We start from the raw sequence: 25,110 nt of genomic DNA on the forward strand, positions 1-25,110 counted from the left end.
CGGTGAGTGAGACCAGTCCGGAACCGTCGAACGGTCAGTCGGGCGTCGCCGTGGACACGGCCCTGGTCGAGGAGAGGCCCGCCGTACGGCCCGCGAAGCTCGGGCCCGTGGGGTGGGCGCGCTGGTTCTGGCGCACGCTGACCTCGATGAAGACCGCGCTGATCCTGCTGTTCCTGTTCGCCCTGGGCTCGGTCCCGGGGTCGATCTGGCCGCAGCGCGGCGTCTCCGACGCCAAGGTCGCGCAGTACTTCACCGACAGCCCGACGCTCGCCGAGTGGCTGGACCGGTTCTGGCTGTTCGACGTGTTCAGGGCACCGTGGTTCGCGGCCATCTACCTGCTGCTGTTCGTCTCCCTCATCGGCTGCGTGCTCCCGCGTACCGCGGCCCACCTGCGCGAGCTGCGCAGGAAGCCGCCCGCGCCGCCGCGCAACCTGGTCCGGCTGCCCCAGCACGCCGCGTTCGACGGCGACCTGACCGTCGAGACGGCGGCGGCGCGGCTGCGGGCGGAGCGGTTCCGGGTGACCACGGGCCCGGACTGGGTCGCGGCCGAGAAGGGCTACCTGCGCGAGACCGGCAACCTGGTGTTCCATGTCGCACTGCTCGGGCTGCTGGTCGCGGTCGGGGCGGGGGCGCTGTACGGCTACCGCGGCAACGTGCTGGTCGTGGAGGGGGACGGGTTCGCCAACACGGTCGCCGCCTACGACCGTTACATGCCCGGCCAGCAGGTGAGCGCCGAGTCGCTGGAGCCGTTCTCCTTCACCCTCGACGACTTCCAGGCCACCTACATCGCCATGGGCGAGCGGCGGGGACAGCCCCTGGACTTCGGGGCGAAGCTCAAGGTCACCGACGCCCCCGGAGCGCCGGAGCGCGACTACGAACTCAAGGTCAACGAGCCACTGGACGTCAACGGTACGCTGACCTACCTGATCGACCACGGCTACGCGCCCACCTTCAAGATCACAGATGGTAAGGGGCAGGTCGCCTTCGACGGCCCGGTGCCGTGTCTGGTCGCCCAGCCGGCCACCTTCACCTCCGAATGCGTGATCAAGGTGCCGGACGCCCAGCCGGAACAGCTCGGCCTCCTGGTGGCCTTCCTGCCGACCACCGTGCCGATGAACGGACAATGGGTGTCGGTCTTCCCCGGTGCGGCCAACCCCACGGCCCAGGTGTACGGCGCGTTCGCCGGTGACCTGGGCATGAGGAACGGCCGGCCCCAGTCGGTCTACGAGCTCGACCCGGCGAGCCTGAAGAAGATGAAGCCGCTGGTCATGAAGGCCGACCCGCTGGCCGTGGGCAAGAAGCTCGATCTGCCGAACGGCATGGGATCGATCGAGTTCACCGGCGTCAAGGAGTGGATCGCGCTCCAGATCACCCACGATCCGGGCCGGATGCCCGCGTTCGTGGCCGCCGTCCTGGCCGTCTTCGGCCTGGTGCTCTCCCTGACCGTTCGCCGCCGAAGGGTGTGGGTACGGCTGAAGGACGTGGCTCCGGCGACAGGGCAGGGAGCGGGGGAGGAGCCGGGCGATCCCTCGGGACGGACGGAAGGACGTCGCGAGCACGGACGCCGGCGCGTCGAGGTGGGCGGTCTCACACGTAACGAAGGCGGCGATTTCAGCGAGGAGTTCGCCGAGATCGTCTCCGCTCTGAATCCAGGAGTGAAGGATGACCGCTGAGGTCAACGCCGGCCTCGCCATGCTGAGCGATCAGTTCATCTTGGCGACGGTGCTGCTCTACGTCTTCGCGATGATCGGCTATGCCCTCGACCTCGGCTTCGGCCGGTCGAAGGTCAGGGCCGGGGCGCGGGCCGAACCCGCGCTCGCCACGGTCGGCGGTGGTACGGTCACGGCCCCGTCCGACTCCGGGGAGGACAGCCCCGCCGAGGAGGACCGCGGTCCCGTCGAGAAGGCGCCTCCGGCCTGGACGGTGTGGGCCGGTCCGGTCGCGGCCGGGCTGACCTGGCTCGGCTTGGCCACGCACCTGGTGTCCATCCTCACCCGCGGCCTGGCCGTGGGCCGGTGGCCGTGGGGCAACATGTACGAGTTTGTGGTCGCGATGTGCTTCGCGGCGGTGGGCGCGTTCCTGTTCATGAGCATCCGCTACGGGACCCGCTTCCTCGGTGCGTTCGTCACGGTCGCGGCGGCTCTCGGGCTCGGCTTCGCCGTACGGTATCTGCATGTGCAGGCCGGACCGGTGGTGCCCGCGCTCAACTCCTACTGGGTCGCGATCCACGTGTCGGCGGCGATCATCGCCAGCGGCCTGTTCATCATGGCCGGGGTCTCCGGCATCCTCTACCTGGTCAGGAAGGACACCGCCGTCCGCCTGCCGTCCCTGGCGGACCTGGACCGGGTCGCGCACCGGGCCATCGTGATCGGCTTCCCGATCTGGACCTTCGCCGTCATCGCCGGCGCCCTCTGGGCGGACAAGGCCTGGGGCCGTTACTGGGGCTGGGACCCCAAGGAGGTCTGGGCCTTCATCACCTGGATCGCCTACGCCGCCTACCTGCACGCCCGGGCCACCGCGGGCTTCAAGGGCAGGGCCGCCATGATCGTGCAGCTCATCGCCTTCGGCTGCCTGCTGTTCAACCTGGTCGGGGTGAACATCTTCCTCGGCGGGCTGCACTCCTACGCGGAGGTCCCCTGACCGCCGGGGGACATCCCTGACGTGGGGTCCGCCCCCGCGTGCCCTCGCCTACTCATCGTCGCGCAGCCGCCGGTCGAGATCCTTGAGGAAGTCGGGGTCGTCGTCGGGGCCCTTCGGGGCGCGGGGGCGCGCCTGCCTCTCCTGAGGTGGGAACGCGCGAGGCTCCTGGGGGCCGAAGGGCCGGCCGAGCAGGAGCCAGAACAGGCCGCCGAAGGGCGGCAGCAGCACAATGATGATCACCCATACCAGTTTGGGCAGGTTCCTGGACTGCTCGTCCGGCGTGGTGATGGCGTCGAACAGGCAGTAGAGCCAGAAGGCGAGCAGTGCCAGAGCAACAAGCAGGGGCATGCCCGAACTGTAAGCCATTCCAAGCGGGGGTGTGCCAAGGCCGTCGTTCCGGATGACGGGTGGAGGTCCACGTCGTACGGTGGGACCTGTTGCCACTTCCCCCGGGGGCGTGATGGCGAGTTCAGCGGACAAGGGCCGTCATCGGCGGCGCTGGTGGCAGCGTGGTCCGTCCCAGCACACGGAGAGTGCCGTCAGGGAGGTGCCGCGTGAGGTCCCGCCGAAGCCCGAGTGGCGGTTGGGCGCCGTGACGGCGCCCGTGGTGGACCGCCCGCAGTACACCTGGCAGGACTTCGAGCTGGAGGACGAGCGTCCCCGGGCGCAGCCCAACGCTCCGGACCTCCCTGACCTGGGCGACGGCCTGCGGCACTGCGGGAGCCTTGAGCGCATCCTGCACCGCCAGTGGGACTCCTGGCAGGGGTCGCCGCCCCCCGAGATCGTGCGGGCCGTGGAGAGCCTCGCCAGGCTGCCGGACCGGTTGAAGGACAAGCTGGCCGAGGGCCTCGACGGCATCTACGTCGGGGAGGGCGGGGTGCCCGACCTGGACGACATGGCCTACCTGCGGGGTGCGCCGCTGCCGTCGGGCCGGGCCACCTGGGACATCTGCGCTGGAGCGTACGGTGACCGCAAGGTGGTGGTGGGCGATCGCCCCTCACCCACCCCCGACGTGATGATGCACGAGATCGGACACGCCCTGGACGACGTGGACGCGCCCCACGGGGACTGGGTCTCCGACTCCCCGGAGTTCGCCGCCCTCTACGCCCAGTGCGTTCCCGTGCTGGCCTCGGGCTTCCACCGGCAGCCGGGGGAGCTGGGCCGCAGGGAGTTCTTCGCCGACGCCTTCGCCGCCATCGCCTCCCGGCAGCGCCCCGCCCTGGTGGACATGCTGGGCGGTGACACGCGGATGGCGCTCAATGTCATGTTGTTCTTCAACCGGCGCTACGGAATCTAGGTGATCTGGGATGTACGTCATCCGGCTCGCTGACGGGACTCTGCGTGTGCCGCAGAGCCTGTCCAGCGATGACGGGCGCCTGATCGGCAACGCGTATGTGGAGCTCTCACCGGGGGATCCGGACTACGACCGCTGGCTGCCCGAGGCACTCACGGAGGAGGAGTCGGCGCGGCGGCGGCGCCGGTGGATCGAGGAGAACGACGAGCTGGAGCGGGAGTTCCTGGCTTTCAAGGCCGAGCAGGACAGCTGACGTCAGCGCGGCGACTCGGTTGTGGGGGGGAGGTCACCGGTCGCGGAGCGAAAGACGGCATCTTATACGACTCCACGGTGACCCTGCGGCTTCCGGGTAGGGCGCGCAGGATCACCGATGGTGTGACGTCATAAGTCGTCAGACGCGCGGGGACTCGCCTGCCGGCCGTTCGGCCGTCAGTACGTCCTCTCCGCGCAGAAGGGCGTGCACTTCCGACTCGCGGAACCGCCGGTGCCCTCCGGGGGTACGGATGCTGCTGATACGGCCTGCCGCGGCCCAGCGTGTAACCGTTTTTGGGTCGACCCGGAAGAGGGCGGCAACCTCTCCGGGCGTCAGCAGACGCTCGCTGCTACTCTCCACAATCTCTCCCCCTCGCATCCCGCTTCCTGCCAGCGGGCGGACAGGTAACCAGTGTGCCGAGCGAAGCCTGATTTATCCGTGCTTTTGAACAAAGATCACGGGTTGTTATCGACTGACTGCCCGATTGTTATATGATAGAGCCTCTTTGGGACTCTCGTGGTTGTTTCTTTACGAAACTGATCTGTTGGGCACACTAGCATTGCCTGTGCTTGACGCGGGGGGCGTTGGCTCTGTCTCCGTGCCCGCGTTCATGCGGGCAGAGTGACGTAACCTCGACGCTGTGCATCCTGTCTTCGTTTACACCGCGTCCCGGCTGGGCCTCCTGGCCGTGACCTTCGGTGTGCTCTATCTTCTCGGCCTCCGTCAGCCGCTGATCCTTCTGGTCGCGTCACTCCTGATAAGCGGTGTGGCCAGTTACGTTCTGCTGTCCAAACAGCGCGACGCGGTGAGTGAGCGAATCACCAAGAATCGGGAGTGATCACGGCAACGGGAACATGCCGACTCGGGCATGGTACTCGTGGCCCAGCCGGGTTGTGTCACTCCCCACGAGTAGTCCGCCCGGATGGGCCAGGAATGCCTTGACGCCGATTCCGCGCTCTCTTGTCGGATTCCACTTGAGTGCCTTCCCGGTCTGCGGATGGATCGCTCCGATGCCTGGCCGTTCCACCGCCCCCGGGCCGGCCGAATCGTGGCCGAGGGGATTGTCCAGCCAGCGCTGGTGGCCACCCACGTAGACGGCCGCGCCGGTGACCGCAACCGAATAGAGGGAGTCGCCACCGGTGTGGTTCACCCATGTCGGTCTCACCTCTCCCCTGGTACGGGTCTCGAAGCGTGCGGCGGTGTCGCACATCGTCCTGGCCCCCATGGGCCCGCCGGTCGTGACGACCGCGAAGTAGTCGCCGCCGGGGGCGAAGTCCAGGCCTCTCACGTAGCTGGGGAAGACGTCCATGCACTTGCCGGCGTAGGCGTCCGTCCGCCAGTCGGCCACCGCCGCGGGCAGGGCGCCGACGTCGACCAGGCCGAGTTGGGGCCGCGACTGGCCGTCGAGGGTGGTGAAGTTGCCGTCGACCGCCAGCCGGTCCCCGGAGAGCGCCATCGCCTGGACCTTGACCCGGCCGCTCCGGGGCGCGCCCGGCCGGATCGTGAAGCCCGGATCCACGGCGCCGGTGGTGGTGTCCAGCCGGGCGAGAGCCGTGCGGAGGGTGTGGCCCACGCCGGTGAAGTCGCCGCCCACGTAGAGATGGGAGCCGTTGCGGACCAGGCTGGTGACCATGCCTCCCTGGACCGGGGCGTCGAAGCCGGTCACCGGCGAGCCGTCGGACAGCCGCAGGCGGACCAGGCCCTTGGCGCGCACCCCGTCGGTCACTGCGAACTCGCCGCCGGTGTAGACGGTGCCCCCGGTGCCCGCCGCCAGGGCGTACACCGGGCGGTCGAGGTACGGCGCGAAGCCGGGCAGGATCCGCCCGGTGGCCAGGTCGTAGGCGAAGATGTTGTCGCGTTCCAGGACCGTCGTGCTCCCGGCGTCGCGCACCTCGCTGAAGGAGCCGCCGACCACCACCGTGCCGTCCACCAGGGCGAGGGCGTTGACGATCCCGTTGAGCACGTGCGGGGTGGTTCTCACCGGAGCGGCGGAGACGACTCTGCTGTGCTCCGTGGTGCCGGCGGCGGCGACCCCGGCGGGGACCAGAATCAAGGCCGCGGCCAGCAGTGAAGTGGTTCGGGCAAACATTCGGCAATTTCTAGCAGACCGAGAGTGACGTCGTGGCTACTTTCCGTGGATTGTCCAAGCAGGCCTAGGCTTATCCTCATGACGCGCGCTTCGCTGGACAAGCAACCGCATGAGGTCGCCGCGATGTTTGATCGCACGGCCCGGCGATACGATCTGGTCAACGACGTGATCTCCCTTGGGCAGGTCAGGCTGTGGCGCAAGGCGACCGCGGCGGCCGTCGACGCGGGCCCCGGGGAGCTGGTCCTCGACCTGGGGGCGGGCACCGGCACCTCCACCGACGCCTTCACCACGCTGGGCGCCCGTGCGATCGCCTCGGACTTCTCGCTCGGCATGCTGCGCACCGGCGTGCGGCGGCGGGGTGGCTCCGGTCTCTCCGGCGGCGGGGTGCGGGGCGTCACCTTCGTCGCGGGCGACGCGCTGCGGCTGCCCTTCGCCGACGAGGTCTTCGACGCGGTGACGATCTCGACCGCGCTGCGGAACGTCCAGGACACCGATCAGGCCCTGCGCGAGATGCTCCGGGTGGCCAAGCCGGGAGCGCGCCTGGTGATCCTGGAGTTCTCCCACCCCACGAACAGGTCCTTCGACCTCATCTACTCCCAGTACCTCATGAAGCTCATGCCGCAGGCCGCCAAGCTGGTCGGCTCCAACGACGACTCCTACGAGTATCTGGCGGAGTCGATCAGGGAGTGGCCGGACCAGGCGGCGCTGGCGAAGATCATTCAAGGCGCGGGCTGGGAACGGGTCGCCTGGCGTAATCTCGCTTTCGGCATCGTGGCACTCCACCGTGCATATAAGCCTGTATAGAAGATTCGCAGGCGATAGCCGTACCCGACTGCCACTTCATCCCTCAAAGGGGCTAGACTTCGGCCCGACAAGTTTGTGAAGACCTTCACAAAGGAACGAAGAGCCCCTCACCCCGAGGCCGTCAGAGTTTGTAGGACAGGACAGGTCCCGTGACCGTGCCAGCCGCCGTGCAGCGGAATGTCGCTGATACTGATGCCGACGTCATCGTCGTCGGCGCCGGGCCCGCCGGTTCGACAACCGCTTTCCACCTCGCGCAGGCCGGGCTCGACGTCCTGTTGCTGGAGAAGACTACATTCCCCCGTGAGAAGGTCTGCGGCGACGGGCTGACGCCCCGGGCGGTCAAGCAGCTCATCGCCATGGGGATCGACATCGACGCCCCCGGCTGGGTCAGGAACAAGGGCCTGCGCGTGGTCGGCGGCGGATTGCGATTCGAGCTCGACTGGCCCGAGCTGTCCAGCTACCCGGACTTCGGACTGGTCCGCACCCGGCAGGACTTCGACGAGATCCTCGCGGACAACGCGGTGCGCGGCGGGGTCCGTCTGCTGCAGGGGGTCAACGTCACCGCCCCGATCCTCGACGACCGCAGCGGCCACATCGTGGGTGTGACGGCGAAGAAGGACGGCGAGGAGGTCTCCTACCGGTCCCGCCTGGTGGTCGCCGCCGACGGCAACTCCACCCGGATCTCCCTGGCGATGGGGCTGCACAAGCGCGAGGACCGCCCGATGGGCGTCGCCGTACGGACCTATTTCGAGAGTCCGCGACACGACGACGACTACCTGGAGACCTGGCTGGAGCTGTGGGACGGCGACACCCTGCTGCCCGGTTACGGCTGGATCTTCGGCGTCGGCGACGGCACGTCCAACGTGGGCCTGGGACTGCTGAACACCTCCGAGGCCTTCAAGGGCATGGACTACCGCGACCTGCTCAAGCGCTGGGTCAAGGGCATGCCCCCCGAGTGGGGCTACGTCGAGGAGAACATGACGGGCCCCATCAGGGGCGCGGCGCTGCCGATGGCCTTCAACCGCCAGCCGCACTACACCCGGGGCCTGGTGCTGGTCGGCGACGCGGGCGGGATGATCAACCCGTTCAACGGTGAGGGCATCGCCTATGCCATGGAGACCGGCCATATCGCGGCCGAGACCATCGTCCAGGCGCTGGCCAGAGCGACCCCCGCCCAACGGGAGCGTGTGCTGCGGGCCTATCCTCAGACGCTGAAGGACGCCTACGGTGGCTACTTCAGTCTTGGCAGGGGCTTCGTGGAACTCATCGGGCACCGGGGCGTGATGGACTTCTTCACACGTCACGCGCTGCCGCACCCCGGCCTGATGCGCTTCGCGCTCAAACTTCTTGCTAACCTCACCGACCGGCGAGGCGACGCGTCAGACCGCATCATCAACGCTCTGTCGAAGGTCGCGCCACCGGCATGACCGCATCAGACGTCTCCGCACCTGGAACAGAGCGATGATCCCCCTGCATAAACTTGCACAACAAAACAACGTGATGAGCTACGCGCCGGCGCGCGTGGAGATGGGAGAGGAGGCGTAGCGATGGAGCTGTACGCACCCATCCTGGTGCTCGCCGTTCTCGCGGCGGGATTTGCGATCTTCTCAGTGACGATCGCACCCTTCACCGGTCCCAGGCGCTGGAACCGCGCGAAACTCGACGCCTACGAATGCGGGATCGAGCCGACACCCCAACCTGTCGGCGGTGGTCGCTTCCCGTTGAAGTACATGATCACCGCGATGCTCTTCATCGTGTTCGACATCGAGATCATCTTCCTCTACCCGTGGGCGGTCGCGTTCGACCAGCTCGGGATGTTCGGGTTGGTCGAGATGGTGCTGTTCATCGTCACCGTGCTCGTGGCCTACGCGTACGTGTGGCGCCGCAAGGGTCTGGACTGGGACTAGATATGGGACTTGAAGAGAAACTTCCGAGCGGGTTCATGCTCAGCACGGTCGAGCAGGTTGCCGGCTGGGCGCGTAAGAACTCCGTCTGGCCGGCGACCTTCGGTCTCGCCTGTTGCGCCATCGAGCTGATGTCCACGGGTGGTCCCAAGCACGACCTGGCGCGCTTCGGCATGGAGCGCGCTTCGGCGTCTCCCCGTCAGGCCGACCTGATGATCGTGGCCGGCCGGGTGTCCCAGAAGATGGCCCCGGTGCTGCGCCAGATCTACGACCAGATGGCCGAGCCCAAGTGGGTCATCGCCATGGGCGTCTGCGCCTCCAGCGGTGGCATGTTCAACAACTACGCCATCGTGCAGGGCGTGGACCACGTCGTCCCCGTGGACATCTACCTGCCCGGCTGTCCGCCGCGGCCCGAGATGCTCATCGACGCGATCGTCAAGCTGCACGACAAGATCCAGAACATGAAGTTCGGCGCGCACCGTGCCAAGCAGATCGACGAGCTCGAACTGCAGGCGCTGCGGACGCTGCCGCTCATCGACCAGGGAACAGCCAAATGAGTACGGACAATCTCCCCGAGGTTCCGGAGGAGCCGATCGCCCACCTGGGCATGTTCGGCGCCTCAGGATCCGGTGACACCTCCGGTTACGGTGGCCTGGTCGTACGGCGCAAGCCCCAGCTGTCCACCGTCCGCCCCTACGGCGGTTACTTCGACGTCATCGCCGACGAGCTGGAGCGGGCGCTGGGCGGCGACCTGAGCGACGCGATCGAGCGTGTTGTCGTGGACCGCGACGAGCTGACCTTCCACGTCAGGCGCGAGCGCCTGCTGGAGGTCGCCAGGATCCTGCGCGACGACCCGGCCCTGCGCTTCGAGCTCTCGCTCGGCGTCTCCGGCGTGCACTATCCCCACCTGGAGGGTGAGGAGCTGCACGCGGTGATCCACCTGTGCTCGATCACGCACAACCGGCGCCTGCGCCTTGAGGTGTCCTGTCCCGACGCCGACCCCCACATGCCCTCCACCGTTTCGGTCTACCCGACCCATGACTGGCACGAGCGGGAGACCTGGGACTTCTTCGGGATCGTCTTCGACGGCCACCCGTCGCTGACCCGCATCATGATGCCCGACGACTGGGACGGTCACCCCCAGCGCAAGGACTACCCGCTGGGCGGCATCCCGATCGAATACCGCGGTGCCCAGATTCCCGCGCCGGATGAGAGGAGGTCGTACAAGTGACCGTTCCGTATGAGGAAGCCACTGAGGGCAAGGTCTACACCGTCTCCGGCAACGACTGGACGGAGCTCGTCGAAACCCTCACCGGCCAGCAGGACGAGCAGCTCGTCGTCAACATGGGCCCGCAGCACCCGTCCACGCACGGTGTGCTGCGCCTGGTCCTGAACCTGGACGGCGAGACGGTCACCGAGGCCCGCACGGTCATCGGCTACCTGCACACCGGCATCGAGAAGAACACCGAGTTCCGGACGTGGACCCAGGGGACCACGTTCGTCACCCGGATGGACTACCTGGCGCCGATCTTCAACGAGACCGCCTACTGCATGGGCATCGAGAAGCTGCTCGGCATCACCGACCGGATCCCCGAGCGGGCTCAGGCCATCCGCGTGATGATGATGGAACTCACCCGCATCTCCTCGCACCTGATGGCCGTCGGCACCTTCGGCATGGAGCTGGGCGCGACCACGCCGTTCCTCTTCGGGCTCCGCGAGCGCGAGATGGTGCTCGACGTGATGGAGTACATCACCGGCCTGCGGATGAACATGGCCTACGTCCGGCCCGGCGGCGTCTCCGTCGACCTTCCGGCCGGTGCCGTGGACAAGGTCGGCGAGCTGCTCAAGGTCATGCCGGAGCGCATCAAGGACATGCGCAAGATCCTCGATGCGAACCCGGTCTACCTGGCCCGCACCAAGGACGTCGCCTACCTCGACCTCACCGGCTGCATGGCCCTGGGTGTCACCGGCCCGATCCTGCGGGCCGCGGGCCTGCCCTGGGACCTGCGCAAGTCGCAGCCCTACTGCGGTTACGAGACCTACGAGTTCGACGTCCCGACCGAGAAGACCGCCGACGTCTACGGCCGCTACCTCGTGCGCATGGCCGAGATGGAGGAGTCGCTCAAGATCATTGAGCAGGCTCTGGACCGCCTGTCCGGCCCGCTCAAGGGCGGCCGCGTGATGGTGGACGACAAGAAGATCGGCTGGCCCGCGCAGCTCGCGCTCGGCCCTGACGGTCTCGGCAACTCCCCCGACCACATCGCGCACATCATGAGCGGTTCGATGGAGGCGCTGATCCACCACTTCAAGCTGGTGACCGAGGGCTTCCGGGTCCCGGCGGGGCAGGCTTTCGCCTCGGTCGAGTCGCCCCGCGGCGAGCTCGCCGCCCACGTGGTCAGCGACGGCGGCACCCGGCCCTACCGTGTTCACTTCCGCGACCCGTCCTTCACGAACCTGCAGGCCATGCCCGTGATGTGCGAGGGCGGTATGGTCGCCGACGTAATCTCGGCAGTGGCTTCGATCGACCCGGTCATGGGAGGTGTGGACCGGTGACCTATACACCGGAAGTCCGCGAGCGTCTGGAACGAGACGCCAAGGAGATCATCGGCCGTTACCCCAAGACGCGGTCGGCCCTGCTGCCGCTGCTGCACCTGGTGCAGTCTGAGGACGGTTACGTCTCCGACGACGGTCAGGAGTTCTGCGCCGAGATCCTCGGCCTGAGCAAGGCCGAGGTCGTGGGTGTGTCGACCTTCTACACGATGTACAAGCGCAAGCCGGCGGGCGACTACCACGTCGGCGTGTGCATCAACACGCTGTGCGCGGTCATGGGCGGCGACCAGATCTGGGACGAGCTGTCGGAGCACGTCGGCGTCGGCCACGACGAGGCGACCCCGGACGGGAAGATCTCGCTGGAGCGGCTGGAGTGCAACGCCGCCTGCGACTTCGCCCCGGTGATGATGGTCAACTGGGAGTTCTTCGACAACCAGACCCCCGACTCGGCCAAGCAGCTCGTCGACGACCTGAGGGACGGCAAGGAGATCTCGCCGACCCGCGGTCCCAAGAAGCTGTGCACCTTCAAGGAGGCCTCGCGGGTGCTGTCCGGCCTGCCCGACGGTCTGGCCGGCGACGGTCCCTCGGCGAACGGTCCCTCACTTGAAGGACTCAAGATCGCCAAGGCCAACGGATGGAAGGCCCCCGAGGCACCATGACGACTCTCACTCCGGTCCTCACCGCGAACTGGGACCAGCCCAACTCCTTCACCTTGGAGGGTTACGGCGACTACTCGGCGGCCAGGAAGGCGCTGGGCATGGACCCCGACGCCGTCATCCAGGCCGTCAAGGACTCCGGTCTGCGCGGCCGTGGCGGCGCGGGCTTCCCCACCGGCATGAAGTGGGGCTTCATCCCCCAGGGTGACGGCAAGCCGCACTACCTGGTGGTCAACGCCGACGAGTCCGAGCCGGGAACGTGCAAGGACATCCCGTTGATGATGGCCAACCCGCACTCGCTGGTCGAGGGCGTCATCATCACGTCCTACGCGATCCGCGCCAACCACGCCTTCATCTACGTCCGCGGCGAGGTGCTGCACGTCATCCGCCGCCTGCAGGCGGCCGTCGCGGAGGCGTACGACAAGGGGCTGCTCGGCAAGGACATCTTCGGCTCCGGTTTCGACCTGGAGCTCGTGGTCCACAGCGGAGCGGGCGCCTACATCTGCGGCGAGGAGACGGCGCTGCTGGACTCGCTGGAGGGCTACCGCGGCCAGCCTCGGCTCAAGCCCCCCTTCCCGGCCGTGGCGGGCCTCTACGCCTCGCCCACCGTCGTGAACAACGTGGAGTCCGTGGCCAGCGTCCCCTCGATCATCTCCAACGGGGCCGACTGGTTCGCGGGGATGGGCACCGAGAAGTCCAAGGGTTTCGGCATCTTCTCGCTGAGCGGTCACGTCACCCGCCCCGGCCAGTACGAGGCCCCGCTCGGCATCACGCTGCGGGAGCTGCTCGACATGGCGGGCGGTATCCGCGAGGGACACCAGATCAAGTTCTGGACCCCCGGCGGGTCGAGCACCCCGATCTTCACCGACGAGCACCTGGACGTCCCGCTCGACTTCGAGTCGGTCGGGGCCAAGGGCTCCATGCTCGGCACCCGAGCCCTGCAGATCTTCGACGAGACCACCTGCGTGGTCCGGGCCGTCCTGCGGTGGACCGAGTTCTACGCGCACGAGTCCTGCGGTAAGTGCACCCCCTGCCGGGAGGGCACCTACTGGCTCAAGCAGGTGCTCAAGCGGCTGGAGAAGGGTCAGGGCACCGAGGAGGACCTGACCACGATCACCGACATCGCCGACAACATCCTGGGACGCTCCTTCTGCGCCCTGGGCGACGGCGCCACCAGCCCCATCCACTCGTCGGTGAAGTACTTCCGCGACGAGTACCTCAAGCACTTCGAGATCGGCGGCTGCCCGTTCGATCACGCTCCGTCCACGGTTTGGGGGACCGCATGACAGTCGAAGCGACGACCCCGGCCCAGGCGCCGGTGGACCTGGTGACCCTCACGATCGACGGCTTCGAGGTGAGCGTCCCGAAGGGCACGCTGATCATCCGGGCCGCCGAGCTGCTCGGAATCCAGATTCCCAGGTTCTGCGACCACCCGCTTCTGGAGCCGGCGGCCAACTGCCGCCAGTGCCTGGTGGACATCCCCGACGCGGGCAACGGCCGCGGCTTCCCGAAGCCGCAGCCCTCCTGCGCCATCGAGGTCGCCCCGGGCATGGTCGTCCAGACCCAGCTCACCTCCCCGGTCGCCGAGAAGGCGCAGCGCGGTGTGATGGAGCTGCTGCTGCTCAACCACCCGCTGGACTGCCCGGTCTGCGACAAGGGCGGCGAGTGCCCGCTGCAGAACCAGGCCATGTCCAACGGCCAGGGCGAGAGCCGTTTCCAGGAGAAGAAGCGCACCTTCGAGAAGCCGATCGCGCTCTCCACCGAGGTGCTGCTCGACCGCGAGCGCTGCGTCCAGTGCGCCCGCTGCATCCGCTTCTCCGATGAGATCGCCGGTGACCCGCTCATCGACTTCTTCGAGCGCGGGGCCAAGGAACAGGTCGGCACCGCCGACGGCGAGCCGTTCGAGTCCTACTTCTCGGGCAACACCATCCAGATCTGCCCGGTGGGCGCGCTGACCGGTGCCGCCTACCGGTTCCAGGCCCGCCCGTTCGACCTGGTCTCCACGCCCAGCGCGTGCGAGCACTGCGCCAGCGGCTGCTCGCTCCGCACCGACCACCGCCGGGGCAAGGTCACCCGCCGGCTGGCCGGGGACGACCCGGAGGTCAACGAGGAGTGGAACTGCGACAAGGGTCGCTGGGCCTTCACCTACGCCACCCAGCCCGACCGGCTGAAGACCCCCCTCGTCCGTGACGAGGAGGGCCACCTGGTGCCGGCCTCCTGGCCCGAGGCGCTCGCCGCCGCGGCCAAGGGCCTGGCCGCCGCCCGCGGCAAGGCCGGGGTGCTCGTCGGTGGCCGGGTCACCGTCGAGGAGGCCTACGGCTACGCCAAGTTCGCCCGGATCGCGCTCGGTACCAACGACGTCGACTTCCGGTCCCGGCCCCACTCCGCGGAGGAGGCGCAGTTCCTCGCGCACGCCGTCGCGGGCAAGGGCATCGAGATCCGCTACCGCGACCTGGAGAAGGCTCCGGCCGTGCTCCTGGTGGGCTTCGAGCCCGAGGACGAGTCGCCGATCGTCTTCCTGCGCCTGCGCAAGGCGTGGCGGAAGAAGGGCCTGAAGGTCTTCTCGATCGCGCCGTTCGCCACCGAGTCGCTGGCCAAGATGGGCGGCACGCTGGTGCGCACGCTGCCCGGCGCCGAGGCCGCGGCCGTCGAGGACCTGCTCTCCGGGGTCTCGCCGATCTCCGAGGCGGTCACGCAGCCGGGCACGGTCATCCTCGCCGGTGAGCGGCTCGCCACCGCGCCGGGCGCCCTGTCCGCGCTGGTACGGCTGGCCGAGTCCAGCGGTGCCCGCCTGGCCTGGGTCCCGCGCCGCGCCGGTGAGCGTGGCGCGATCGAGGCCGGAGCGCTGCCGAACCTGCTGCCGATCGGCCGTCCGGCCGACGACGAGACCGCCCGCGCCGAAGTGGCCAGGGTGTGGAACGTCGCCTCGCTCCCCGAGGTCCCGGGCCGCGACACCTCCGCCATCCTGGCGGCGGCGCTGAACGAGGAGCTCGACGCCCTCGTCGTCGCCGGTGTCGACCCCTACGACCTGGCCGACCCCGAGGCCGCCCTGGCGGCCCTGGAGAACACCCCGTTCATCGTGAGCCTGGAGCAGCGCGCCAGCGCGGTCACCGACCGCGCCGACGTGGTGCTGCCGGTCGCCACGGTGACCGAGAAGTCCGGCACGTTCGTCAACTGGGAGGGACGCGGCCGTACGTTCGAGGAGGCGCTCCCGGTCCCCGGGATCATGAGCGACCTGCGGGCCCTCTCGGCGATCGCCGACCACATGGACGTGCACCTCGGTCTCCCGGACCCCGCCGCCGTCCGCCGCGAGCTCGGCTCCATCGGCGCGTGGCGCGGCTCCCGGACCGCGGCCCCGGCCGTGAGCGCCCGGGCGGCCACCGCCCCCGGGGCGGGGGAGGCGGTCCTGGCCACCTGGCACCTGCTGCTCGACGACGGCCGTCTGCAGGACGGTGAGCCGTACCTCGCGGGCACCGCCCGGACGGGCGAGGCTCTGGTCTCGGCGGCCACCGCGGCCGAGTCCGGCGTCGCCGACGGCGACAAGATCACCGTCACCACGGGGCAGGGCTCGCTGAGCCTGCCGGTACGGATCGCCGACCTGCCCGACAGGGTGGTCTGGCTGCCGGCGAACTCCGCCGGCCGCTCGGTGACCCGCGACCTGGGCGCCACCGCCGGTGACATCGTCAAGATCGGGAGTGCCTTCGCGAGCGAACCCGACGCAATGAGCGGAGTGGTCGGCGAGGAACGAGCCGCCCGCGAAGCGAATGAGGAGCGGTGAGCGACCAATGAATTCGCGGACTCTTCTAGCGGCCGATCCGACCCTTGCCGACTTCGGCAAGGACCCGCTCTGGATCAGCATCATCAAGGCCGTCGTCATCTTCATCGTCCTGATGCTGGGCGTGCTCTTCGGCGTGTGGCTCGAGCGCAAGCTCATCTCCCGCATGCAGAACCGGTACGGCCCCAACCGGGCCGGTAAGTTCGGTCTGCTGCAGTCGGTGGCCGACGGCCTGAAGATGGGTCTCAAGGAAGACCTGATGCCGCGGACCGTGGACAAGGTGATCTATTTCATCGCCCCGGTCGTCCTCGCGGTCCCCGCCTTCCTGGCCTTCTCGGTCATCCCGATGGGGCCGATCGTCTCGATGTTCGGCGTCGAAACGCCGCTGCAGCTCACCGACCTGCCGGTCGCCGTGCTGCTGGTGCTGGCGATGGCCTCGATCGGCGTGTACGGCATCGTGCTCGCCGGTTGGGGATCGCGCTCGCCGTACACGATCCTGGGCGGCCTGCGGGCCAGCGCGCAGGTGGTCTCCTACGAGATCGCGATGGGCCTGTCGTTCGTGGGCGTGTTCCTGTACGCCGGGACGCTCTCCACCTCGGGGATCGTCGCCGCCCAGGCGAACGGCAACACGCTCACGCTGGGTGGCCTCAACATCCCGATGCCCTCGTGGTACATGATCCTGCTGATCCCGTCCTTCCTGATCTACATCTTCACGATGCTGGGCGAGACCAACCGGGTCCCCTTCGACCTGCCCGAGGGCGAGGGCGAGCTGGTCGGCGGCTTCCAGACCGAGTACTCCAACTCGCTGAAGTTCGCGGTCATCATGCTCGCCGAGTACGTCAACGTCTTCGTGGTGTCCGCCGTGTCGATCACCCTGTTCATGGGCGGCTGGCGGGCTCCCTGGCCGATCTCCATGTGGGAAGGGGCGAACACCGGCTGGTGGCCGCTGCTCTGGTTCTTCCTGAAGATGGTGCTGGTCTTCGGCTTCTTCATCTGGTGCCGTGCCTCGCTGCCGCGTGTCCGCTACGACCAGCTCATGGCTCTCGGCTGGAAGATCCTCATTCCGATCAACCTCGGCTGGATCCTGCTGGTCGCCACCTTCAAGGCCATGCGGATGGACGGCGCCAACGTGACGCTGGTGCTGGTCCTGGGCGCGCTCGTGCTCGTCGGCTGCTTCGCCGTCTGGTGGCGCTTCGACAGCGTGCTGCAGAGACGCAAGGAAGAGAAGGCCGCTCAGGTCCAGGCCGAGTTCGAGCAGCTCAACGCCGAGCCGGCCGCGGGCGGTTTCCCTGTGCCGCCGCTCGACCTGCCGCACTACCACGGGGTAGAGCGCAAGGAGGTTCCCAGTGGGACTAACTGATTGGCTGAACCCCGTCAAGGGGTTCGGCGTGACCTTCCACACCATGTTCAAGAAGGTCGAGACGGTCAACTACCCCGAGGAGAAGCGGCCCACGGCTCCGCGCTTCCACGGCCGGCACCAGCTCAACCGCTGGCCCGACGGCCTGGAGAAGTGCGTCGGCTGTGAGCTCTGCGCCTGGGCCTGTCCGGCCGACGCGATCTTCGTTGAGGGTGCGGACAACACCGACGAGGAGCGCTTCTCACCGGGCGAGCGCTACGGACGCACCTACCAGATCAACTATCTGCGGTGCATCCTGTGCGGCCTCTGCATCGAGGCCTGCCCGACCCGCGCGCTGACCATGACCAACGAGTACGAGCTCGCCGACTCGAGCCGCGAGAGCCTCATCTACACCAAGGAGATGCTCCTCGCGCCGCTCGGGCCCGGCATGGAGCTCCCTCCGCACGCGATGCGTCTGGGCGAGACCGAAGAGGACTACTACCGGCTGGGACGTAACAATGGGTGAGACCATCACGTTCTGGGTGCTGGCGGTCGTCTCGGTATCGGCCGCATTCGGGCTCGTCTTCAGCCGCAAGGCCGTCTACTCGGCCCTCATGCTGGGCGCCGTCATGCTGTCCCTCGCGGTGCTCTACGCCGTTCAGGAGGCTCCCTTCCTCGCCGCGGTGCAGATCATCGTCTACACCGGCGCCATCATGATGCTGTTCCTGTTCGTCCTGATGCTCGTCGGCGTGGACTCCGCCGACTCGCTGGTCGAGACGATCAAGGGGCAGCGCTTCTGGGCGGCCATCGCGGGCCTAGGCTTCGCCGCCCTGCTCGCCCTGGGGGTCGGCAACACGGTGTTCGCCCCGGCGGCGGGCATCGAGGGCGCCATCAAGGGGGCGGGCGGCAACATTCCGGCCCTGGCGCAGCTCATCTTCACCCGGCACGTCTTCGCCTTCGAGGTCACCTCGGCGCTGCTGATCACCGCCGCGCTCGGCGCGATGGTCCTGGCCCACCGTGAGCGGATCCGGCCCAAGGCCACCCAGCGTGACCTGGCCCGCGCCCGGTTCACCGGTCCCCAGCCGTCGCCGCTGCCCGGTCCGGGCACCTACGCGCTGCACAACGCGATCGACATGCCGGCCCTGCTGCCCGACGGCTCGGTCGCGCCCAAGTCGATCAACCGGGTGCTCGCCCGGCACCAGGAGGACGGCGTCAGGCCGACCGACCCGGTGAAGGCGGCGCTCATCAAGCAGGTCATCGAGAAGGACACCGTCGTGCGGGAAGACGACGTCGCGAGCGAAGCGGCCCATCAGGAGGACGCCAAGTGACCACTCACTACCTGGTGCTCTCCGCGCTGCTGTTCGCGATCGGCGCCGTCGGCGTGCTGGTGCGACGCAACGCGATCGTGGTGTTCATGTGCGTGGAGCTCATGCTCAACGCCTGTAACCTCGCGTTCGTCACCTTCGCCAGGCAGCACGGCAACCTGGACGGCCAGATCATTGCGTTCTTCGTGATGGTGGTGGCTGCGGCGGAGGTCGTGATCGGCCTTGCCATCATCGTGATGATCTTCCGAACCCGCAGGTCCGCGTCGGTGGACGACGCCAACCTGCTGAAGTACTAAGAGGTGGCCGGTGCAATCTCCTGTTGAGATCTTCCAGCACTCCGGTGGAGTGATCGGGGTCTCCTGGCTGATGATCGTGCTGCCGTTGTTCGGTGCCGCGATCCTGCTGCTGGGCGGGCGCCGTACCGACCGCTGGGGCCACTTCCTCGGCGTCGCCATGTCGCTGGGTGCCTTCGTGGTGGCCGTCCTCTCCTTCATGGAGCTGCTGGGCCTGCCCGAGGGACAGCGCCGCCTGGGGATCGAGCTGTACCAGTTCATCCCCGGCGTCGCCGACATGGGACTGCTGGTCGACCCGCTGTCGATCAGCTTCGCCCTGCTGATCACTGGTGTGGGCTCGCTGATCCACATCTACTCGATCGGCTACATGTCGCACGACCCCGACCGGCGCCGGTTCTTCGCCTACCTGAACCTGTTCGTCGCGGCGATGCTCCTGCTGGTGCTGGCCGACAACTACGTCGCCCTGTTCATCGGCTGGGAGGGCGTGGGTCTCGCGTCCTACCTGCTGATCGGGTTCTGGCAGTTCAAGCCCACCGCGGCGGCCGCCGCCAAGAAGGCCTTCATCGTCAACCGGGTCGGTGACTTCGGTCTGCTGATCGCGATCTTCACGATCTGGACGACGTTCGGCTCGGTCGCCTTCCGCGAGGTCTCCGGCGCCGCCGTCAGTGGGGCGCTCCAGAACGGTGGCACCTCCCAGGGCACGGTGACCGCGATCGGCCTGCTGCTGCTCCTCGGCGCCTGCGGCAAGTCCGCCCAGCTCCCGCTGCAGTCGTGGCTGCTGGACGCGATGGAGGGCCCGACCCCGGTCTCGGCCCTCATCCACGCCGCGACCATGGTCACCGCCGGTGTCTACCTGGTCGTCCGCTCCGGCGCGTTCTTCGAGGTCGCCCCGACCGCGCAGCTCGTCGTGACGATCGTCGGTGTGGTCACGCTGCTCGCCGGTGCGATCATCGGTTGCGCCAAGGACGACATCAAGAAGGGCCTGGCCGGCTCCACGATGTCGCAGATCGGCTACATGATGCTCGCCGCGGGCATCGGCCCGGCGGGCTACGCCTTCGCCATCGCGCACCTGATCACGCACGGCTTCTTCAAGGCCAACATGTTCCTCGGCGCCGGTTCGGTCATGCACGCCATGAACGAAGAGGTCGACATGCGCCGGTACGGTGGGCTGTTCTCGGTGATGAAGGTCACCGCGATCACCTTCATCATCGGCTACCTGGCAATCATCGGCTTCCCGCTGCTGTCCGGCTACTTCACCAAGGACGGCATCATCGAGACGGCCATGGAGCACAGCGAGACCCTGGGCTGGCTCGCCGTCGTGGGCGCCGGCATCACCGGCTTCTACATGTCGCGCATGATCTTCATGACCTTCTTCGGCAAGAAGCGCTGGGCCGACGGTGCCCACCCGCACGAGTCGCCCTCGGTCATGACCGTGCCGTTGGTCATCCTGTCCATCGGTTCGATCTTCCTGGGCGGCTACCTGATCCTGGGCAACCGGTTCATGCAGTTCCTCGCCCCGGCCGTCGGCCTTCCCGAGCACCTGCCCGAGTTCCACGCCTTCAGCGTCCCCGGCCTGGCCACGCTGGCCCTGGTCGCGGTCGGCGCCGTCTTCGCCTGGTTCCGGTACGGCTCGGCCGAGGTGCCCCAGGTCGCCCCGCGTGGCTCGTTCCTCACCACGTTCGCCCGTCGTGACCTCTACGGCGACGCGCTGAACGAGACGCTGTTCATGCGCCCCGGTCAGTGGCTGGCCCGGATCGCGGTGTTCGTGGACAACCGCGGCATCGACGGCCTGGTCAACGGGCTGGCCGCGACGATCGGTGGGACCTCCGGGCGGCTGCGCCGCATCCAGACCGGCTACGTACGGTCCTACGCGTTGTCCATCCTCTTCGGTGCCGCCGTGGTCGTTGGCGCGCTGCTCTACGTAGGGAACATGTGATGCCCTGGCTCTCGATCCTGATGGCCGTGCCCGTGCTGGGCGCGGTCGGGGTCTCCCTCACCAAGAGTGACAAGCTCGCCAAGCAGGTGGCCCTCGCGGTCTCCCTGGTCGTGCTGGTGCTGACCGGTGTGGTGGCGGCCCAGTTCAACCCCTCCTCGGCGACGCGTTTCCAGTTCGCCGAGGTCTACGACTGGATCCCCCGCTTCGGCGTGCACTACGGCGTCGGCGTGGACGGCATCGCCCTGGTGCTGATCGCGCTGTCGGCGGTGCTCGTGCCGATCGTGATCCTCGCCTCCTGGCACGACGCCGACGGCACCGGGGCCGCGGCCCCGCCCAAGCGGTCGGTGAAGACCTACTTCGCGCTGCTGCTGGTGCTGGAAGCGATGATGATCGGCGTCTTCGCGGCGACCGACGTCTTCCTCTTCTACATCTTCTTCGAAGCCATGCTGATCCCGATGTACTTCATGATCGGATCATACGGCGGCGCCCAGCGGTCCTACGCGGCCGTGAAGTTCCTGCTCTACTCGCTGTTCGGCGGACTGCTCATGCTGGTCGCGGTGATCGCGCTCTACGTGATCGCCGAAAAGGGCACGTTCATGTTCCCCGAGCTGGTCGGCGTCATCCAGGACCCGACCACGCAGAAGTGGCTGTTCCTCGGCTTCTTCATCGCGTTCGCGGTCAAGGCGCCGCTCTGGCCGTTCCACACCTGGCTGCCCGACGCGGCGGCGCAGGCCCCGGCCGGTGCCGCCGTGCTGCTGGTCGGCGTGCTGGACAAGGTCGGCACCTACGGCATGCTCCGCTTCTGCCTGGAGCTGTTCCCCGACGCGGCGAAGTTCTTCACCCCGATGGTGATCGTCATGGCGGTCGTGGGCATCGTCTACGGCGCGATCGTGGCGATCGGTCAGACCGACATCAAGCGCCTGATCGCCTACACCTCGATCTCGCACTTCGGCTTCATCGCGCTGGGCGTCTTCGCGATGACCTCGCGGGGCGGTGCGGGTGCCACGCTCTACATGGTCAACCACGGCTTCTCGACCGGCGCGCTGTTCCTGATCGCCGGATTCCTGATCTACCGCCGGGGTTCCAGTCAGATCGCCGACTACGGCGGCGTGCAGAAGGTCGCCCCGCTGCTCGCCGGCACCTTCCTGATCGCCGGCCTGTCCGGCCTCTCCATGCCTGGCCTGTCCTCGTTCGTCAGCGAGTTCATGGTCCTGATGGGCACCTTCGAAAGTAACCCGGTCGCGGCGATCATCGCCACGAGTGGCGTGGTCCTGGCGGCCATCTACATCCTGTGGATGTACCAGCGCATGATGACCGGCCCGACGGTCGAGTCGGTCAAGGGCTTCACCGACCTGAACAGTCGGGAGCGGTGGGTGGTGGCACCGCTGGTCGCGGTGATCATCGCCCTCGGCTTCTTCCCCGCGCCGGTGCTCAACGTGATCAACCCTGCGGTGGACCAGACGCTGTCCAATGTCCAGGTGGTCCAGTTCACCCCAGCCGTCGCTGACAAGAAGGGGGCCGGGCAGTGAACGGCACCATCCAAGCTCCGACGATCGAATACGCACTGCTCTCCCCGATGCTGATCGTGTTCGGCGCGGCGATCCTCGGTGTGCTGGTCGAGGCGTTCGCGCCCCGCTACCTGCGCAAGTCGATCCACGTGCCGCTCACGTTGCTGGCGTTGGTCGGTGCGTTCACCACGACCATCCTGACGGCCCTGAACGGCCTGCCGGACAAGGCCGCCGCCATGGGCGCGGTCGCGGTGGACGGGCCCTCCCTGTTCATCTGGGGCATCATCCTCATCCTGGCCTTCGTCAGCGTGCTGCTGGTCAACGACGACGAGCAGTTCGTCGCGCAGGCGGCATCCGTACCGGGGAGCGTCGACGAGGAGGAGGCGGTCCGCAGCGGGTTCGTCCAGACCGAGGTCTACCCGCTGCTGCTTTTCGCGGTCGGCGGCATGTTGCTCTTCGCCGCGGCCAACGACCTGCTGGTCATGTTCGTCGCCCTTGAGGTCATGTCCCTGCCGCTGTACCTGCTCTGTGGCCTGGCCCGCCGTCGCCGCCTGCTCTCGCAGGAGGCCTCGGTCAAGTACTTCCTGCTCGGCGCGTTCTCCTCGGCCTTCTTCCTGTACGGCATGGCCCTGATCTACGGCTACGCCGGCTCGGTCGACCTGAAGGTCATCGCCGACGCGCTCAGCTCGGTCGCCGGCCAGAACCTGCTGCTGTACATCGGCGTCGCGCTGCTCGGCGTCGGCCTGCTGTTCAAGATCGGTGCCGCGCCGTTCCAGGCGTGGAAGCCCGACGTCTACCAGGGCGCACCCACCGCCGTCACCGCACTGATGGCCTCCACCGTGCTGGTTGCGGCCTTCGGTGCCGTGCTGAGGGTCTTCTGGGTCGCCCTGGGCGGCCTGCAGTGGAACTGGCAGCCGGTCATGTGGGGTGTCGCGATCCTCACCATGATCGTCGGTGCGATCCTGGCCATCACCCAGACCGACATCAAGCGCATGCTGGCCTACTCCTCGGTCGCGCACGCGGGTTTCCTGCTCACCGGTGTGATCGCGATCGGTACCTTCGCGCAGAACACCCAGGCGCTGTCGGCCATCCTGTTCTACCTGGCCGCGTACGGCTTCACCACGGTCGGCGCCTTCGCGGTGGTCACCATGGTCCGCGACGCGGGCGGCGAGGCCGGGCACCTGTCCCGGTGGGCCGGTCTCGGCAAGCGGTCCCCGGTGCTGGCCGGTATCTTCGCCTTCTTCCTGCTGGCCTTCGCGGGAATCCCGCTGACCAGCGGTTTCTTCGGGAAGTACGCCGTCTTCGCGGCGGCGGTCTCCGGTGGCGCGTTGCCGCTGGTCATCGTGGGTGTGGTGAGCTCGGCGATCGCCGCGTTCTTCTACGTCCGCGTGATCGTGCTGATGTTCTTCAACGAGCCGGCCGTCGACGGACCGACAATTGCCACACCCACCGTGGGTACCTCGGCGGTGGTCGCCCTCGCGGCAGCGGCTACCGTAGTGCTGGGGGTATTTCCGCAGCCGGTGCTCGATCTGGCGGACCAGGCTGCGTCCGCGTTGTTCATTCGTTAGAGGAGTAGGGCTTCATGGCTGCGCCACCGGTTGTTGATCTGCCGTTTGTCGACGAACGGTTGGCGCAGGACCTCGCTGGTGGGCTGGCAGAGGTCGAGAAGCTGCTGCGGACCTCGGTGGAGAGCGAGGACGCCTTCGTCACGGAGGCGTCCAAGCACCTCATCGAAGCGGGCGGCAAGCGGTTCCGCGCCATGCTGGTGCTGCTCGCCGCCCAGTTCGGGTCCCCGCAGGCCGCCGGGGTGATCCCCGGCGCCGTGGTCATCGAGCTGACCCACCTGGCGACGCTCTACCACGACGACGTCATGGACGAGGCCCCGGTGCGCCGGGGCTCCCCGTCGGCGAACGCCCGCTGGGACAACACCGTGGCCATCCTGACCGGCGACTACCTGTTCGCCCAGGCCTCGGAGATCCTCTCCGACCTCGGCGCCGACATCATCCGGATCCAGGCCCAGACGTTCTCCCGCCTGGTCCGCGGTCAGATCCGCGAGACCATCGGTCCCGGTCCCGACGAGGACCGCGTGGCCCACTACATCAACGTCCTGGCCGACAAGACCGGCTCCCTGATCGCCACCTCGGGCCGCTTCGGCGCCCTGCTGAGCGGCGCCTCGCCCGAGATCGTCAGCCGGCTGACCCGCGCCTGCGAGGCCATCGGGGTGGGCTGGCAGCTCGGCGACGACCTGCTCGACGTCGCCTCCGACTCGATCGAGTCCGGCAAGACACCCGGCACCGACCTACGTGAGGGCATCCGGACCCTCCCGGTGCTGTACGTCCTGTCATCCGACGCGCCGCAGGACGCCCGCCTGCGCGAACTGCTGGCCGGACCGGTGGCCGAGAGCGACATCGACGAGGCCCTCCGGCTGCTGCGCGCGAACCCGGCAATGGAGCGTGCCCGCGCCGAACTGGTCAGCTGGGTCGACAGGGCACGTGAGGACCTTTCCGGTCTTCCGGATATCCCTGCCCGCGCCGCCTACCTCGCCCTCTGCGACTACGTCGTCGAGCGCTCCGGCTGAGGACCCGCCTCCCTCGCCACAGGTGTCGTGCTGACTTCTCCGTCCCGGAGGGGCGCGGTCTCTCACCTCCCCCCCGCCAAGGGAGGTGAGCCAGGCTCTGGCCGGTCCGAACGGGTCAACGGTAACAGGACCGTTCCATCTTTACCCGGTAAACGTGACAGCTCGCTCG

General features: G+C 68.0%; 25 protein-coding genes. 22 read left to right on the forward strand and 3 right to left on the reverse strand.

Annotated features, from left to right (window positions below; all coding sequences use genetic code 11):
• The first annotated feature begins 2 nt into the window (after positions 1-2).
• Both ACIN94_RS02085 and ccsB read left to right on the forward strand, forming a co-directional pair.
• Positions 3-1,673: a cytochrome c biogenesis protein ResB gene (locus ACIN94_RS02085; protein ID WP_400698325.1), complete on the forward strand. Its 1,671-nt coding sequence runs from the start codon at positions 3-5 to the stop codon at positions 1,671-1,673.
• Positions 1,663-2,640 (forward strand): c-type cytochrome biogenesis protein CcsB, encoded by a 978-nt coding sequence (gene ccsB, locus ACIN94_RS02090; RefSeq protein WP_400698327.1) that lies wholly within the window; start codon positions 1,663-1,665, stop codon positions 2,638-2,640. The genes ACIN94_RS02085 and ccsB overlap by 11 nt, the downstream gene beginning before the upstream one ends.
• Positions 2,641-2,688: 48 nt before the next feature.
• Here the strand turns inward: ccsB and ACIN94_RS02095 are convergent, their stop codons facing one another.
• On the reverse strand, positions 2,689-2,988 hold the full coding sequence (locus tag ACIN94_RS02095) for a PLD nuclease N-terminal domain-containing protein (RefSeq protein ID WP_400698330.1): 300 nt from the start codon (positions 2,986-2,988) through the stop codon (positions 2,689-2,691).
• A gap of 112 nt (positions 2,989-3,100) precedes the next feature.
• Here ACIN94_RS02095 and ACIN94_RS02100 point away from each other — a divergent pair, with 112 nt between their 5' ends.
• Both ACIN94_RS02100 and ACIN94_RS02105 read left to right on the forward strand, forming a co-directional pair.
• Positions 3,101-3,937 (forward strand): hypothetical protein, encoded by an 837-nt coding sequence (locus ACIN94_RS02100; protein WP_400698333.1) that lies wholly within the window; start codon positions 3,101-3,103, stop codon positions 3,935-3,937.
• Positions 3,938-3,947: 10 nt separating this feature from the next.
• A complete protein-coding gene (locus ACIN94_RS02105) occupies positions 3,948-4,187 on the forward strand; it encodes a hypothetical protein (RefSeq protein WP_400698336.1) in 240 nt (79 codons plus the stop codon).
• Between the two features lie 138 nt (positions 4,188-4,325).
• On the opposite strand, the gene ACIN94_RS02110 is transcribed toward ACIN94_RS02105, so the two are convergent.
• On the reverse strand, positions 4,326-4,565 hold the full coding sequence (locus ACIN94_RS02110; RefSeq protein ID WP_012887349.1) for a BldC family transcriptional regulator: 240 nt from the start codon (positions 4,563-4,565) through the stop codon (positions 4,326-4,328).
• 262 nt (positions 4,566-4,827) lie between these two features.
• Between ACIN94_RS02110 and ACIN94_RS02115 the strand changes: the two genes are divergently transcribed.
• Positions 4,828-5,025, forward strand: a complete 198-nt coding sequence (locus ACIN94_RS02115; RefSeq protein WP_400698339.1) for a DUF4229 domain-containing protein — start codon at positions 4,828-4,830, stop codon at positions 5,023-5,025.
• Here the strand turns inward: ACIN94_RS02115 and ACIN94_RS02120 are convergent, their stop codons facing one another.
• Positions 5,026-6,276, reverse strand: a complete 1,251-nt coding sequence (locus ACIN94_RS02120; RefSeq protein ID WP_400698342.1) for a hypothetical protein — start codon at positions 6,274-6,276, stop codon at positions 5,026-5,028. It abuts the gene before it with no gap.
• A gap of 78 nt (positions 6,277-6,354) precedes the next feature.
• Here ACIN94_RS02120 and ACIN94_RS02125 point away from each other — a divergent pair, with 78 nt between their 5' ends.
• The 17 genes from ACIN94_RS02125 (at position 6,355) to ACIN94_RS02205 (ending at position 24,941) form a co-directional block, all read left to right on the forward strand.
• Positions 6,355-7,080, forward strand: a complete 726-nt coding sequence (locus ACIN94_RS02125; RefSeq protein ID WP_400698345.1) for a demethylmenaquinone methyltransferase — start codon at positions 6,355-6,357, stop codon at positions 7,078-7,080.
• 149 nt (positions 7,081-7,229) lie between these two features.
• The gene (locus ACIN94_RS02130) at positions 7,230-8,507 is read left to right on the forward strand and encodes a geranylgeranyl reductase family protein (protein ID WP_400698348.1); all 1,278 of its coding nucleotides are present in this window, start codon (positions 7,230-7,232) and stop codon (positions 8,505-8,507) included.
• 120 nt (positions 8,508-8,627) lie between these two features.
• On the forward strand, positions 8,628-8,987 hold the full coding sequence (locus tag ACIN94_RS02135) for an NADH-quinone oxidoreductase subunit A (protein WP_031169666.1): 360 nt from the start codon (positions 8,628-8,630) through the stop codon (positions 8,985-8,987).
• Positions 8,988-8,989: 2 nt separating this feature from the next.
• The gene (locus ACIN94_RS02140; protein ID WP_400698353.1) at positions 8,990-9,541 is read left to right on the forward strand and encodes a NuoB/complex I 20 kDa subunit family protein; all 552 of its coding nucleotides are present in this window, start codon (positions 8,990-8,992) and stop codon (positions 9,539-9,541) included.
• A complete protein-coding gene (locus ACIN94_RS02145) occupies positions 9,538-10,215 on the forward strand; it encodes an NADH-quinone oxidoreductase subunit C (RefSeq protein WP_400698356.1) in 678 nt (225 codons plus the stop codon). The genes ACIN94_RS02140 and ACIN94_RS02145 overlap by 4 nt, the downstream gene beginning before the upstream one ends.
• Positions 10,212-11,537, forward strand: coding sequence for an NADH-quinone oxidoreductase subunit D (locus ACIN94_RS02150; RefSeq protein WP_400698359.1), 1,326 nt, complete (start codon positions 10,212-10,214; stop codon positions 11,535-11,537). The genes ACIN94_RS02145 and ACIN94_RS02150 overlap by 4 nt, the downstream gene beginning before the upstream one ends.
• Positions 11,534-12,193, forward strand: coding sequence for an NADH-quinone oxidoreductase subunit NuoE (gene nuoE / locus ACIN94_RS02155; RefSeq protein ID WP_400698362.1), 660 nt, complete (start codon positions 11,534-11,536; stop codon positions 12,191-12,193). Before ACIN94_RS02150 ends, nuoE begins: the two co-directional genes overlap by 4 nt.
• A complete protein-coding gene (nuoF, locus tag ACIN94_RS02160) occupies positions 12,190-13,476 on the forward strand; it encodes an NADH-quinone oxidoreductase subunit NuoF (protein WP_400698365.1) in 1,287 nt (428 codons plus the stop codon). Before nuoE ends, nuoF begins: the two co-directional genes overlap by 4 nt.
• Positions 13,473-15,968 carry an NADH-quinone oxidoreductase subunit G gene (locus tag ACIN94_RS02165; RefSeq protein WP_400698368.1) on the forward strand — a complete coding sequence of 832 codons (2,496 nt, stop codon included), beginning with the start codon at positions 13,473-13,475 and terminating at the stop codon, positions 15,966-15,968. The genes nuoF and ACIN94_RS02165 overlap by 4 nt, the downstream gene beginning before the upstream one ends.
• 7 nt (positions 15,969-15,975) lie before the next feature.
• Positions 15,976-17,325: an NADH-quinone oxidoreductase subunit NuoH gene (gene nuoH / locus ACIN94_RS02170; protein WP_400698371.1), complete on the forward strand. Its 1,350-nt coding sequence runs from the start codon at positions 15,976-15,978 to the stop codon at positions 17,323-17,325.
• Entirely contained in the window at positions 17,312-17,827 is a 516-nt protein-coding gene (gene nuoI, locus ACIN94_RS02175) for an NADH-quinone oxidoreductase subunit NuoI (RefSeq protein ID WP_400698373.1), read from the forward strand. The genes nuoH and nuoI overlap by 14 nt, the downstream gene beginning before the upstream one ends.
• Positions 17,820-18,629, forward strand: coding sequence for an NADH-quinone oxidoreductase subunit J (locus tag ACIN94_RS02180; RefSeq protein WP_400698376.1), 810 nt, complete (start codon positions 17,820-17,822; stop codon positions 18,627-18,629). Before nuoI ends, ACIN94_RS02180 begins: the two co-directional genes overlap by 8 nt.
• The gene (gene nuoK / locus ACIN94_RS02185) at positions 18,626-18,922 is read left to right on the forward strand and encodes an NADH-quinone oxidoreductase subunit NuoK (RefSeq protein ID WP_089208891.1); all 297 of its coding nucleotides are present in this window, start codon (positions 18,626-18,628) and stop codon (positions 18,920-18,922) included. Before ACIN94_RS02180 ends, nuoK begins: the two co-directional genes overlap by 4 nt.
• 70 nt (positions 18,923-18,992) lie before the next feature.
• Complete coding sequence (gene nuoL, locus ACIN94_RS02190) at positions 18,993-20,855, forward strand: NADH-quinone oxidoreductase subunit L (RefSeq protein ID WP_400699935.1); 1,863 nt, start codon at positions 18,993-18,995, stop codon at positions 20,853-20,855.
• Positions 20,855-22,384: an NADH-quinone oxidoreductase subunit M gene (locus ACIN94_RS02195; protein WP_400698379.1), complete on the forward strand. Its 1,530-nt coding sequence runs from the start codon at positions 20,855-20,857 to the stop codon at positions 22,382-22,384. Before nuoL ends, ACIN94_RS02195 begins: the two co-directional genes overlap by 1 nt.
• Positions 22,381-23,931, forward strand: a complete 1,551-nt coding sequence (nuoN, locus tag ACIN94_RS02200; protein WP_400698382.1) for an NADH-quinone oxidoreductase subunit NuoN — start codon at positions 22,381-22,383, stop codon at positions 23,929-23,931. Before ACIN94_RS02195 ends, nuoN begins: the two co-directional genes overlap by 4 nt.
• Before the next feature lie 14 nt (positions 23,932-23,945).
• A complete protein-coding gene (locus ACIN94_RS02205; RefSeq protein WP_400698385.1) occupies positions 23,946-24,941 on the forward strand; it encodes a polyprenyl synthetase family protein in 996 nt (331 codons plus the stop codon).
• The last annotated feature ends 169 nt before the right edge of the window (positions 24,942-25,110 follow it).

The organism is Streptosporangium sp. NPDC087985, assembly GCF_044741965.1.
In the GTDB taxonomy this organism is placed as follows: Bacteria; Actinomycetota; Actinomycetes; order Streptosporangiales; family Streptosporangiaceae; genus Streptosporangium.